Origin of the sequence: Demequina sediminis (genome assembly GCF_039545075.1) — a bacterium.
Lineage (GTDB): Bacteria > Actinomycetota > Actinomycetes > Actinomycetales > Demequinaceae > Demequina > Demequina sediminis.
Window position 1 is genome coordinate 159,569 of sequence record NZ_BAABRR010000007.1, and the last position, 10,904, is coordinate 170,472.

13 protein-coding genes are annotated in these 10,904 nt (G+C 70.3%); 7 read left to right on the forward strand and 6 right to left on the reverse strand.

Translation table 11 applies throughout. The features are described from left to right. Nucleotide 1: 1 nt before the first annotated feature. The 5 genes from ABEA62_RS08230 to ABEA62_RS08250 are packed head-to-tail and all read left to right on the forward strand — an operon-like array spanning nucleotide 2 to nucleotide 3,142. Nucleotides 2-427, forward strand: a complete 426-nt coding sequence (locus ABEA62_RS08230; protein WP_286215424.1) for an arsenate reductase ArsC — start codon at nucleotides 2-4, stop codon at nucleotides 425-427. A gap of 58 nt (nucleotides 428-485) precedes the next feature. Then, a complete protein-coding gene (locus ABEA62_RS08235) occupies nucleotides 486-1,358 on the forward strand; it encodes a hypothetical protein (protein WP_345379558.1) in 873 nt (290 codons plus the stop codon). 50 nt (nucleotides 1,359-1,408) lie between these two features. Further along, complete coding sequence (locus tag ABEA62_RS08240) at nucleotides 1,409-1,615, forward strand: ribbon-helix-helix protein, CopG family (RefSeq protein ID WP_345379560.1); 207 nt, start codon at nucleotides 1,409-1,411, stop codon at nucleotides 1,613-1,615. 6 nt (nucleotides 1,616-1,621) lie between these two features. Then, nucleotides 1,622-1,993, forward strand: coding sequence for a type II toxin-antitoxin system death-on-curing family toxin (locus ABEA62_RS08245; protein WP_286215427.1), 372 nt, complete (start codon nucleotides 1,622-1,624; stop codon nucleotides 1,991-1,993). 9 nt (nucleotides 1,994-2,002) lie between these two features. Further along, on the forward strand, nucleotides 2,003-3,142 hold the full coding sequence (locus ABEA62_RS08250) for a branched-chain amino acid aminotransferase (protein ID WP_286215428.1): 1,140 nt from the start codon (nucleotides 2,003-2,005) through the stop codon (nucleotides 3,140-3,142). Between the two features lie 25 nt (nucleotides 3,143-3,167). Here the strand turns inward: ABEA62_RS08250 and ABEA62_RS08255 are convergent, their stop codons facing one another. Together ABEA62_RS08255 and ABEA62_RS08260 are read right to left on the reverse strand one after the other, a co-directional pair. Next, nucleotides 3,168-4,136 carry an endolytic transglycosylase MltG gene (locus tag ABEA62_RS08255; RefSeq protein ID WP_286215429.1) on the reverse strand — a complete coding sequence of 323 codons (969 nt, stop codon included), beginning with the start codon at nucleotides 4,134-4,136 and terminating at the stop codon, nucleotides 3,168-3,170. Then, entirely contained in the window at nucleotides 4,133-4,687 is a 555-nt protein-coding gene (locus tag ABEA62_RS08260) for an RNA polymerase sigma factor (protein ID WP_286215431.1), read from the reverse strand. Before ABEA62_RS08260 ends, ABEA62_RS08255 begins: the two co-directional genes overlap by 4 nt. A 99-nt stretch (nucleotides 4,688-4,786) precedes the next feature. Between ABEA62_RS08260 and ABEA62_RS08265 the strand changes: the two genes are divergently transcribed. Beyond that, nucleotides 4,787-5,317, forward strand: coding sequence for a M48 family metallopeptidase (locus ABEA62_RS08265; RefSeq protein WP_286215433.1), 531 nt, complete (start codon nucleotides 4,787-4,789; stop codon nucleotides 5,315-5,317). Here the strand turns inward: ABEA62_RS08265 and ABEA62_RS08270 are convergent. The 4 genes from ABEA62_RS08270 to ABEA62_RS08285 are packed head-to-tail and all read right to left on the reverse strand — an operon-like array spanning nucleotide 5,314 to nucleotide 9,514. Then, nucleotides 5,314-6,897 carry a hypothetical protein gene (locus tag ABEA62_RS08270; protein ID WP_345379561.1) on the reverse strand — a complete coding sequence of 528 codons (1,584 nt, stop codon included), beginning with the start codon at nucleotides 6,895-6,897 and terminating at the stop codon, nucleotides 5,314-5,316. The two genes, ABEA62_RS08265 and ABEA62_RS08270, sit on opposite strands and share 4 nt — an antisense overlap. 8 nt (nucleotides 6,898-6,905) lie before the next feature. Next, nucleotides 6,906-7,394, reverse strand: a complete 489-nt coding sequence (locus ABEA62_RS08275; protein ID WP_286215437.1) for a sigma-70 RNA polymerase sigma factor region 4 domain-containing protein — start codon at nucleotides 7,392-7,394, stop codon at nucleotides 6,906-6,908. A gap of 60 nt (nucleotides 7,395-7,454) precedes the next feature. Beyond that, nucleotides 7,455-8,960, reverse strand: a complete 1,506-nt coding sequence (locus tag ABEA62_RS08280) for a hypothetical protein (protein WP_345379562.1) — start codon at nucleotides 8,958-8,960, stop codon at nucleotides 7,455-7,457. Continuing rightward, entirely contained in the window at nucleotides 8,957-9,514 is a 558-nt protein-coding gene (locus ABEA62_RS08285; protein WP_286215443.1) for an RNA polymerase sigma factor, read from the reverse strand. The genes ABEA62_RS08280 and ABEA62_RS08285 overlap by 4 nt, the downstream gene beginning before the upstream one ends. 95 nt (nucleotides 9,515-9,609) lie before the next feature. Between ABEA62_RS08285 and ABEA62_RS08290 the strand changes: the two genes are divergently transcribed. After that, nucleotides 9,610-10,455, forward strand: a complete 846-nt coding sequence (locus tag ABEA62_RS08290; protein WP_345379563.1) for an alpha/beta fold hydrolase — start codon at nucleotides 9,610-9,612, stop codon at nucleotides 10,453-10,455. Nucleotides 10,456-10,904: the final 449 nt, after the last annotated feature.

Below are 10,904 nucleotides of genomic sequence, written 5' to 3' on the forward strand. Positions count from 1 at the left end.
CATGACCGACACCACCGCCTCCACCCCCTCCGCGCTCTTCGTGTGCGTGCACAACGCGGGCCGCTCCCAGATGGCCGCGGGCTACCTGCGCCACCTCTCCGGCGGTGCCGTCGAGGTCCGCTCGGCCGGCTCGATGCCCGCGGACCAGATCAACCCCGTCGCTGTCGAGGCGATGCTCGAGGAGGGCATCGACATCCGCGCGGAGAAGCCCAAGGTGCTCACGCCCGAGGCCGTCCAGGCCTCCGACGTGGTCATCACCATGGGCTGCGGTGACGCGTGCCCGTACTACCCCGGCAAGCGCTACGAGGACTGGAAGCTCGAGGACCCCGCGGGTCAGGGCATCGAGTCCGTGCGTCCCATTCGCGACGAGATTCGCACGCGTGTGGTGGGACTGCTGGACTCGCTGGGAGTGCCGGTCGTCGCATAGGACGACTCTGCGCCTTCCGTCCTTGGTGGGGGCGCCGGCGAAGGCCTAGGGTCGTGCCATGTCTATCGACTGGTCGCTGCTGGTCCCCGGCCTGATCATCGCCGTGGTCACGGGTGCGTCCGTGGGTGGCTACCTCGACCTGTCCCGACGCGTCGAGGAGCGCCGCCACGCGCGGCGGCGCTTCACGCGCGAGGCGCCCGTCGCGGTGTCGGCGGCGCATGAGCTGCTCATTGCGGGGATCGCGAAGGACCCCACCTCCTTGGTGCCGCCCGCCGAGTTCGCCAACGCCCTGCGCGAGCAGGCTGCACGGCTGCAGGGCGGGACGCGGCGCCAGATGGCCGCGCTGCCGGCGATCGACATGGTGCGCGAGATGGATCGTGCGCTCGAGGACCTCGCGGTGCGCGGGCGTGCGCTCGACCTGCGGCTCGAACATGCGATGGCGGCGGCGCCGCAGACGCTCGAGCACAAGCTGGTGCTCAAGCTCGCGAAGCAGGCGATTCAGAAGGACCCCACGCCGGCCGACGCGATTCCGCGCATCGACAATGCCGAGGCGCATGCCGCGATGATGGGTGATCCCGCGGTGGTGGCCGACATCATCCGCTATCGCCGCGCCCAGCAGCTCCTCCACGACGCTCGCGACGCGTTCGTCGATCACTGGTGGACCGTGCGGGACCTGCGCCTGTCCGCGGAGACGCGTCTCGCCACGTCCCGACACGAAGGCGGGGGAGGTCGCCGCGCCGCGGCGGCCATCGAGAGGGAGGTCGCCGATGCCATGGCGGCCGACTTCCTGCGCAACTGGGCGCGCATCGACCACGGGATCTCGCTTGCCGAGGTGGCCGAGCTCCCCGCTCCGGTCGACGAGCCCGCACCCGCGGCACCCGAGACGGCGCCGCAGGGTCCCGCGGCCAAGCCGGGGCGCACCCGGCTCTAGCGCGCTCCCGACCCTCGACCGCGTGATACCGCGGTGATACCGTGGCGTGTATGGCACTCACGTTGCGTACCGACTCCGCCCTTGAGGCGGCCCTGGACCTTCTCGTCAAGGAGGAGGGGCTGTCGCGACAGGAGGTGATTCGGCGAGCAGTGCTCGAACGGGCGGAACGCGTCGATCGGGCGCGAGAGGTGCACACCTTGACACGCGAGGCATTGCACGACTGGAGCGAGACGCTCGCCCGACTCGGGTCCGCTTAGCGAATCATGACGCGGTACCTCGACCTCAACGACCTTCTCGACATCGTCGCCCTCGCCGGGATTGGTCCCGTCCGCGAGCCGGGTCTTCTCGAGTCTGCGCTGGCGAGGCCTGCGACCACAGTCTTCGGACGCGACGCCTACGTGACGCTCGAGGAGAAGGCCGCGGCCCTCCTTCACTCGCTCGTCAAGAACCATGCCTTGGTCGATGGCAACAAGCGTCTCGGTTGGCTCGCGGCGACCGTCTTCGTGGGCTTCAACGGCTATCGCGTCGAGTTGTCTCAGGACCAGGCCTTCGCACTCGTGTGGGCGGTCGCCGACGGAACGGTCAGCGAGATCGGTGAGATCGCCACGCGCCTCGTCATCGCCCGCCGGGACTAGGCTCGGCGCATGGAGACGCAGACGCCCACCCCGTTCACCGTCATCCCCAACCGCCGTCCCGCCACGGACGAGGAGCGGTGGATCGCGATGGAGGATCCCGTCTTCGGGAAGGTCTTCACCGACCACATGGCCCGCGCCACGTGGCGCGACGGGCACGGCTGGGCCGATCGACGCATCGTCCCCCTGGCCCCCCTGCCCCTGCACCCCGGTGCCGCCGTGCTGCACTACGCGCAGCAGGCCTTCGAGGGACTGAAGGCGTACCGGCACGAGGACGGCTCGGTGTGGCTGTTCCGCCCCGAGGCCAACGCCGCGAGGCTCGCGGCATCGTGTCGTCGCATGGCGCTTCCCGAGGTGAGCGAGGAGGACTTCCTCGCGGCCCTCGAGGCCCTCATCGCGGCGGACCATGCCTGGGTTCCCGGCACGCCGGGATCGAGCCTCTACCTGCGACCCCTCGTCATCGCGACCGAGGCCAGCCTGCTGGTGCAGCCTGCCGCGGAGGTCGACTTCATCGTGACGGCCTCTCCCGTGGGTGCCTACATGGCCGCCCCGGGTGGAGTATCCATCTGGGTATCCCGCGGCTACCACCGCGCGAATGCGGGTGGCACCGGCGACACTAAGACCGCGGGCAACTACGCCGCGAGCATGCTCCCGCAGGCCGAGGCCAAGGCGCATGGATGCCAACAGGTGCTGTTCCTTGATGCGCGCGAGGACACGTACGTCGAGGAACTCGGCGGCATGAACCTCGTCGCGGTGCGCGCCGACGGCAGCATCCTCACCCCGCGCCTCACCGGCACGATCCTCCCCGGTGTCACCCGTGACTCGATCCTCACGCTGCTGAGGGACGAGGGCCGCGCGGTCGAGGAGCGCGACATCGCCCTCACCGAGCTGGTCGAGGGCATCGAGTCGGGGGAGATCCTCGAGCTCTTCGCATGCGGCACCGCCGCTGTGGTCACGCCCATCGCCCGGCTCGTGTCGGACGATCTCGACGTCACGGTACGCGGGGCAGGGGAGGGAGGAAGCGTGGCCGATGCCGTGCTCGCCCGTCTCACCGACCTCCAGTATGGACGCGGCGAAGACGCCCACGGGTGGATGCGCCGGGTGCTCGACGCGCCCCCGGCGGAGGAGACCGCCGAGGGCGACGCCGAGTAGCGGCGCTGAGTTGCTTCTGGGCCGGCTACTCCGGCAGGACGTCCTCCGGAGCGAGCTGGCCCTGGTCGACCAGGAGGAGCTGGAAGTCGTGGAAGGTGTCCGCGAAGAGCAGCGCGCCGTCCGCGTTGCGGACGAAGTAGAGCTGGTCGCCCTCCGAGGGATGAGCCGCGGCGTCGACCGCTCCAAGGTCCACGGCAGCGATCGGGGTCGGCGGTAGCCCCTCGTACATGAAGGTGTTGAACGGCGAGTCGAGGGCGAAGCCGTCGTCGGTGACCGTCTGCTCGTCGGCGCCGGTGATGTAGACCAGCGGTGACTCGAGCTCGAGGCGCATGCCTGCGTCGAGACGGTTCGCGATCATGCGCGACAGCGCGGGCCACTCCTGCGCGTTGCCCGACTCCTTGACCAAGATGGACGCCACGGTCAGCGTCGCCTGCCTGTCCTCGGACGCGACGCCCATCGACTGCAGGTTCTGGAGTTGGATGTTCACCAGCAGGTGGGCGGTCTCCTCGACGGTGGCGCCGATCGGGTAGTCGCCCGGCGACACCCAGCCCTCCGGCTCGCCGCCCGCTTCAGGGGGAAGCGCGGCCACGAGCGCCTCGCGGGCACGCTCCACCGTGACACCGTGCGTCGTCGCCAGCCGGTCGATCGTGGCCTCGACGCGTTCGCCCTCCACCACGATGTCGGAGGCCGTCAAGCCGAGCGGGACAGTGCTCTCGCTGGGAGAAGCACTCGGCGAGGGCGCGGGAGTGTCCTCCGCCGGGGCGCTCGAGGCGGGGGCAAGGGTCGCCCCGAACGTCGGATCCCACAGCTTGACCCCGTACGCGCCGGCGCCCACCACGGCGACTCCCGCGATCGAGGTGACGGCCGTGCGCACCACGCGGTGGCGGCGCACGCGGCGGCGCACCGGAGTGAGGTCGAGCGCGAGAGAGGTGCCCGCGAAGTCGCGGGCCCCGGCGTCGCGCAGGGCGGCAAGGGTGTCGTGTGCCGAACTCATCGTGAACCTCCTGAGTGGGTGTGGACGCCGACCGTCTCGACCTCCGTGAATTCGACTCCCGGCGCGGCGGCACGCAGGCGTGCGACCCCATCCGAGAGGTACCTCTTGACCGTGCCCTCCGCGAGACCGAGCGTGGACGCCACGTGAGCGACCGGCAGGTCCTCGAGGTAGCGCAGCACGACGCACGCCCGCTCGCGCGGCGCCAGACTCAGCAGGGCCGCCCGCAGGTCCACGGCATCGTCCACGCGGCCCGACGGGTCGGGGGAGACGGCCACTCCGGGCCGGTCGAGGATGTCGACGCCGTCCCTCTTGGGCCGCGCGGCCTCGCGGCGCCCGCTGTCGATGAAGGCGGTGGTGATCGCACGCTTGACGTAGGCGTGAGCGGAGTCGAGCGAGCCCAGTGCCCTGCCGCTGCGGAAGGTGCGCACGAGCGCGTCCTGCAGGAGATCCTCGGCGCGATCCTTGTCTCCGGTGAGCACGTAGGCGTAGCCGAACAGGGCGGGGCCGCGCTCGCGGACCAGCGTGTCGAGCAGTCGGGACCAGGCGCTCATGCGCTGCAACTCCGTTTCATGCCGGGTAGTACGCAGCCGGCGTCTCCAGGGTTGGGGATAACGACGAAGAGTGTCGGAGGCCGCGCCTACAGTGGTCGCATGTCAGGCCCGGTTCCTCCGTACACGCTCACGCGCAAGCGTATGAAGAACGTGCGCATGGTCGTTCAGCCGGGGACGGGGGAGGTGCGGGTGAGCGCGCCGCTGCGCATGGCGACGGCGGACATCGATGCGTGGGTGAGGTCCAAGGCCGCGTGGATCGAGGCGCGCAGGGCCGATGCCGTGGCGAGGCCGGCGCCGCTGTCGCCCGGCGCGGAGGCGGAGGCGCTGAAGAGGGAGTTGCGGCCCCTCATCGATGAGCTGGTCCGCGAGTGGGTGCCACGCATGGGGGTGCCGACTCCGACCTGGCGATTGCGCGTCATGCACACGCGATGGGGGAGCTGCAATCGGCTGCGCCGCTCGATCACCTTCAGCGTCGAGCTCGCCCGCAAGGACCTGCACCTCGTGGAGTACGTCGTGGTGCACGAGCTCGCCCATCTCCTCGTGAGCAACCACGGACCGGACTTCCAGTCCGTGATGGACACGTTCCTGCCGCCGTGGCGCGAACATCGCGCGGAACTCAACGGGTCTTAGCCGTCGACTGCGGCGCTCACGGGTACCTCAAGGACGAGCACCTGGGTCGGTGTACCGAGCAGGGGGAGTTCGATGAGCGCCGTGGCGGCGCCGTCGCCATTGAGGGACTCCACGAGCTCGTCGACGTCGACCACGTCAGTCGACGTCAGCATGCCGGGGAAGAGGGTCGACTCGGCGCCAAACATGGAGCCGGGCTCCATTCCGAATCGCCAGGCCTGGCTCGACAACATCACCGCGCGTCTGCCGTCTGCCATCCATGCGCTGGACTCCGTCACCACCGTGTCGCCCAGCCGTGACAAGACGTCGCCATCCGGACGCGGGCTCGCTGGCGCTGCCTCCACGAGCAGGGAGAAGTTCTCGGTGAGCACGGTCCACGTGGACCGATTTTCGACAGTCCACACGAGCCGCTGGGACGTGGCGTCGGGAGTCGCGAGTTCGTCGCCGACCACGTCGAGGCCCCCGCCATCCACGAAGATCGGGCCAGGCACCCACAGGGGAGTGCAGGAGGACTCTTCTGCCGAGTATGAGGAGAACTCGCCCGCGATGGCGAGGGTGCGGCCCTCGACGAGCGCATCCGAGATCTCGCACAGCAGCGCCGCCTGCGCATCCGCCCGGGGCTCCTCCCCGAGCCGTCGCGGCACGCCCATCGAGGCGAGCGTGTCGCCGGCCGTGCCCGGGTCGACAGTGACGAGCTGGCTCTCGACCTCCAGGAGGATCATGCTGCCGGCAGGTGCCCCGAGCGGGACCACCGGAATCTGCACGGAGAGGGTGGGCATGGTGAATCGTGTCGCGGCGTCGATGACGCGCGACACAGGGTCGTCCCGCTCGGTGATGAATGTCGCCTCGCCGCTCGCGTACTCGCCGGGCTGGAGGATCCACGAGTCGTCGAGCGAGGAATCCGACGTGGCAGCGCCACGAGTCAGCACGGTGCTGCGGTGGTGATCGTCCTGCCACAACGAGCTCGCCACCTGGGTCAATCCGGACTGCGATCCCGAGGTCGCGACCGAGCCCGGGTCCGCGACCAGTGACGCCACGGCTCCCGCGGGATCGAGCTGGAGGGGGATGCTTCCCGCGTTGCGCACCACCCACATGACCCGGACCTGTGAGGCATCCCCGACGACGTAGGTGGTCGCGGTGGTCGCCTCCGGCTCCAACCGGAGGAGCATGTCTTCACCCACCCACACGGCGTCACAGGGGGTCCCCGCGGTCGCTCCCGGTCTCGCCGACTCCGGAGGGACGTCGTCGAGGTTGCACACGAGCCCGGCCTGGCGCGGGCCCTCGGGCTCGACGCCGCGCGTGCGCGGCTCCGACATCGCCATGAGGTCTTCGGCGTGAAGGACGGCAGGGAGGGGATCCGCCGTCTCGCTCGGGGTGGGGGTTGCTGCCGCCGCAGGAACGACCGGCGGCGCGGCCCACGTCCCGACCGCGACCGCGGCGATCGCCAGCAGCGCGACGCTCCCGCCCGCCCACCACGAGGCACGCCTGCGGCGCGCGGCCGCGATCCTGGACCGTGCCCTCACCACCACGTCGGGCGAGAGCGGCTCTGCGGGGTCCGCCCCACGCGTCAGCGCATCAACCACGCCGCGGCTCACCGTGCGTCCCCCACGCTCGTGTCCTCGTGTGCGATCGAGCCGCCGTGGAGCGCGTCTTCCACCGAGAGCTCCCACGCCATCTCGCTCCCGTCGAGCCGCGCGATCGCGGACGTGAGCGCGTCCCGCACGCCGTCCTCGCGCAGGCCCGCCTCGCGGGCGATGACGGGAACCGCCCAGCCGTCGACGTAACGCATCGCGAGGACCGCCCGCTCGCGCGGTGTGAGGACCGCGAAGGGGTCGTCGGGGTCGGTCGGCGCGTCGCCGGGCACCCGGCGGACCGCGGCGTGACGCAACGCGGCACTCATGGCGACCCGCGCATCGTCCATCGTGGCCGGAGGAGCCTGCCGTGAGAACACCGCGACCAGCGCGGCCTCGACCACGGCCTCGGCGGCGGAGTCATCGCCTGTGAGAGTGCGCGCGTCCCTGAGGAGCTCGTGCCCCCAGTCGCGCGACAGCTCCTCGAGCGCCCTTACCCACGCCTTCACGCCGCCCCCTCTGCCGTACCCCTCATCGTGCCATCGAACAGGCGGGACGGGCATCCGGAGTCACGCGTCCCACGGCACCTCGAGCAGAAGCTCGCTCGAGCCCGGGACCTCCGCGGCATCGTCCTCCCGCGCGATCCTCACCTGGAGCCCGAATCGCGGATCGACGGCGCCTTCAGTGACATCCCAGTCGAAGATGGCCTCCCCGGCGAACAGCTGCCACGGCTCGACCGTCTCGAGAGCGGAGGTGCTCCTCATCACGCCCGACCTGTGTTCCTCGTCGAGCCACAGCGTCTGTGCGGTCACCGTGCCGAGCGTGCTCGACTCGGCAATCTCGTTGTCGGGTGGCGCAATGGTGGGATGCGTCTCGACCGTCACCATCGCGCCACCGGTGTCGAGCCGCAAAGGCTCGCCGGCGGTGTTTTGCGCCGTCCATGTCACGGTGAGCTGGCCCGTGGAGGCGTCGTAGGAGGTGGAGAACTCAGTGAGGGTGACGAGCGGCGTCTCGGTCAGCAGCCAGCGCGCATCGCATTCGACCCACGCCAGCTCGTCCTCCACGCCCGCGATACGGGGATTTCCGCCGAGCGGCACCGCGCAGTCAAGCGCGGCCTGAGTGCCGCCGCGCACACCGTCGCGCACGCGCGGCTCGGAGGCCGCAGCGAACTCCTCGGCGGTGCGCGCGAGCGTTCCCCGGTGGATGATCTCGACCGCGTCCGACTCGACGTGGAGGAACACTTCGGAGGTGGACGGCTCTCCCGCGGGCGCCACGCGCAGCTGCACGGCGATCGAGGGCGTGAGCTCACCCGCCACGATCATCGCGACGGCGTCCGGCACCCCCTCGACCTGCTGTCCCGTGGGAATGTACTCGGCGCCGCTGAGCGTGTCGCCGGGAGCCAGCGTGAGCGGCGCCGAGCCGGACTCGAGCACCACGCCCAGGGTGTTGTCCGGGTGTCGTACCGGCGGACCCACGTAGATGTTGCCGGACACCCACGGCGTCAGCTCGACGTCCTCTGACACGACCATCACCGCCACCGCGCTTCCCGCGGGATCGAGGCGCAGCGGTTGATCGGACGCGTTGCGGACCTCCCACTCGACCATCACACCGTTGCCGTCGCTCGCGAGGGACGTCGTGGTCATCTCCACCAGTGGTGCGTCTCCAGCGAAGGCGCGGCCACAGTCCATGGCCAGGGTCATGAACGCGGCCTGTGCCTGCGCGCTCCACGGGTTGTCGCGCGGGTCGACCACGCAGTGCGCAATCTCCTGTCCCGGTCCGGTCGACTCGGGGCCCACGGCTGCCCGTGACAAGGCAAGCACGTCCTCGGCCATGAGCGCGTCGCCGCGCGTCCCCGCAGGCGCGAGGGGCGATTCACCGCCGGCCAGCATCGTCGCACCCACGACGCCGGCGGCTACCACCAGTGCCGCCGCACCCGCGGCGCCCGCGGCGCGGAGGCGGCGAGTCCGCCGCACCCGCGCGCGCGCGGGCTCGACCACCGCACTGGCGCGATCGTCGAAGAGCGCACCCCCGGCATCGGCCTGTCTCCCCAGCGACTCCATGAGTTCCCGGCTCATCGCGTGCCTCCCGTCGTCAGAATGAAAACGTGGTCGTGTCCGCCCTCGACGGCGTCCGTCGCGTCCAGGCCAAAGTCGCCGTGTGTGCGGCGCAGCGTCTCGACCGCGGAGGCGAGGTAGCCGCGCACGGTCGCCGCAGAGATTCCTAGCTCGTTCCCGATCGCCGGCGACGAGAGGCCGTCGACGTACCGCATGACGAGGCACGCGCGCTGCCGAGGAGGCAGCGACAGGACGGCGTCGTGGAGAGCGTCGCGGGTGACCGATGCGGTGGCAGGGTCGGGCACGACCCGGTCGGCGTCGCGGTGGTCGCGTCGGGGGCGGGCCTCGGCGCGTCGGTGAGCGTCGATGAACGCGGTCTGCATGGCCCGCTTCACGTACGCATGTGCGGCGTCGACGTCCTCGGGACCGCGCCCGGACCTGAAGGAGCGCACGAGGGCGTCCTGGAGGAGGTCATCGGCGGCGTGGGCGTCACCGGTCAGTACGAAGGCGTATCCGTACAGCGCCCTGCCTCGCTCGCGCACCAGCGCATCGAGCGTGTGTGACCACCGGCTCACCGTGCCCCCTTGTATCGCGGATCATCCTTCCACCGCCCAAGACGCAGCGGGCGGCTCAACCGTGGGGTGGGAGTCCCGCCGGATAGTCTCGGCTCATGTCGCGAACCGGAGAGATCACGCGCCCCGACGGTCGGACCGTGCGGTGGTACGAGGACGGACCTCGCGACGCGGGACTGGTGCTGTTCTGGAATCACGGCACGCCCAATATCGGCCAACCTCCCGGGCCCCTGATGAAGCCCGCGACGGACCGTGGGATCCGCTGGGTCTCTCTTGATCGCCCCGGCTACGGCGGATCCACGCGGCGCGAGGGCCGGACGGTGGCCGACGTGGTTGAGGACGTCGAAGCCGTCGCCGACGCACTCGGTCTGGACACCTTTGCGGTGGCGGGGCACTCGGGGGGTGGGCCGCACGCGCTCGCGTGCGCCGCGCTCCTCGGTGAGCGCGTCACGGCATGCGCGGCGATCGCGGGACTCGCTCCCTTCGATGCGCACGACCTCGACTGGTTCGGAGGCATGGCCGCAGGCGGGCGCGCGGAACTGGAGGCGGCCGCCGCAGGGCCGGCGGCATTGGTCCTCCAGCTCGAGCAGGAGTGGGATCCCGAGGGATTCACGCCGGAGGACCATGCGGCACTGGCCGGTCCGTGGCAGTGGTTCGACGGGGTGGTGAAAGCCGCGCTTGAGCACGGGCCCGACGGAATGGTCGACGATGACCTCGCCTATGTGCGCGAGTGGGGCTTCGATGCGGCCGATGCCGGGCGGACGCCGGTGCTCATTGCCCATGGAGGGAAGGACCGGGTGGTCCCGTACACGCACGGGGAGTGGCTCGGGCGCAGCGTTCCCGGCGCCGACGTCCGGGTGTTCCCGGAGGACGGACACATCTCGGTCCTCACGCGCGCCGAGGCCCTCCTGGACTGGTTGGTGGGGGCCTCGCGGGGCGTATAGGAGGCGCCGCCACGGCCCATCCGGGACGGTACCTGCGATCTTGAGCCCACCCACCAGGAGTGACCAAGTTATCGGCAGAAACTGCCCGATCCGGTTGGACAACGGCTCGGAACCTGTGTAAGTTATTCCAGGTCGCCGCGACGGGGTCCAGATGGAAACCGGCGCGAGACCACCCTCCACGCCCACCGATGAGCGTTCGCTGAAGCGGACAAACAGGTGTAGTGTGGAGGCTCTCCGAAACCGAGACACGCCGATGAGGCGAGTTGACAAGAGGTTGACGAGAGAGTAAGTTAGAAGGGTTGCCCCGAGCGAGGTCCTGAAAAGGATTGAGGCGGTGCGCGTCCGAAACTTGAGAACTCAACAGTGTGCCACATGTCGATGCCAAATTACTCCGGCATCAGCCTCTTGTAAGGGGGTTGGTGTTTGGATTCCTTTGGTTGAAAATGAAA

What these genes read in the sequence shown, in the direction of transcription:
- ABEA62_RS08290 (WP_345379563.1), top strand. Translation starts at nt 9,610, where the DNA reads ATGTCGCGAACCGGAGAGATCACGCGCCCCGACGGTCGGACCGTGCGG.
- ABEA62_RS08240 (WP_345379560.1), top strand. Translation starts at nt 1,409, where the DNA reads ATGGCACTCACGTTGCGTACCGACTCCGCCCTTGAGGCGGCCCTGGAC.
- ABEA62_RS08245 (WP_286215427.1), top strand. Translation starts at nt 1,622, where the DNA reads ATGACGCGGTACCTCGACCTCAACGACCTTCTCGACATCGTCGCCCTC.
- ABEA62_RS08280 (WP_345379562.1), bottom strand. Translation starts at nt 8,960, where the DNA reads ATGAGCCGGGAACTCATGGAGTCGCTGGGGAGACAGGCCGATGCCGGG.
- ABEA62_RS08250 (WP_286215428.1), top strand. Translation starts at nt 2,003, where the DNA reads ATGGAGACGCAGACGCCCACCCCGTTCACCGTCATCCCCAACCGCCGT.
- ABEA62_RS08260 (WP_286215431.1), bottom strand. Translation starts at nt 4,687, where the DNA reads ATGAGCGCCTGGTCCCGACTGCTCGACACGCTGGTCCGCGAGCGCGGC.
- ABEA62_RS08230 (WP_286215424.1), top strand. Translation starts at nt 2, where the DNA reads ATGACCGACACCACCGCCTCCACCCCCTCCGCGCTCTTCGTGTGCGTG.
- ABEA62_RS08255 (WP_286215429.1), bottom strand. Translation starts at nt 4,136, where the DNA reads ATGAGTTCGGCACACGACACCCTTGCCGCCCTGCGCGACGCCGGGGCC.
- ABEA62_RS08235 (WP_345379558.1), top strand. Translation starts at nt 486, where the DNA reads ATGTCTATCGACTGGTCGCTGCTGGTCCCCGGCCTGATCATCGCCGTG.
- ABEA62_RS08265 (WP_286215433.1), top strand. Translation starts at nt 4,787, where the DNA reads ATGTCAGGCCCGGTTCCTCCGTACACGCTCACGCGCAAGCGTATGAAG.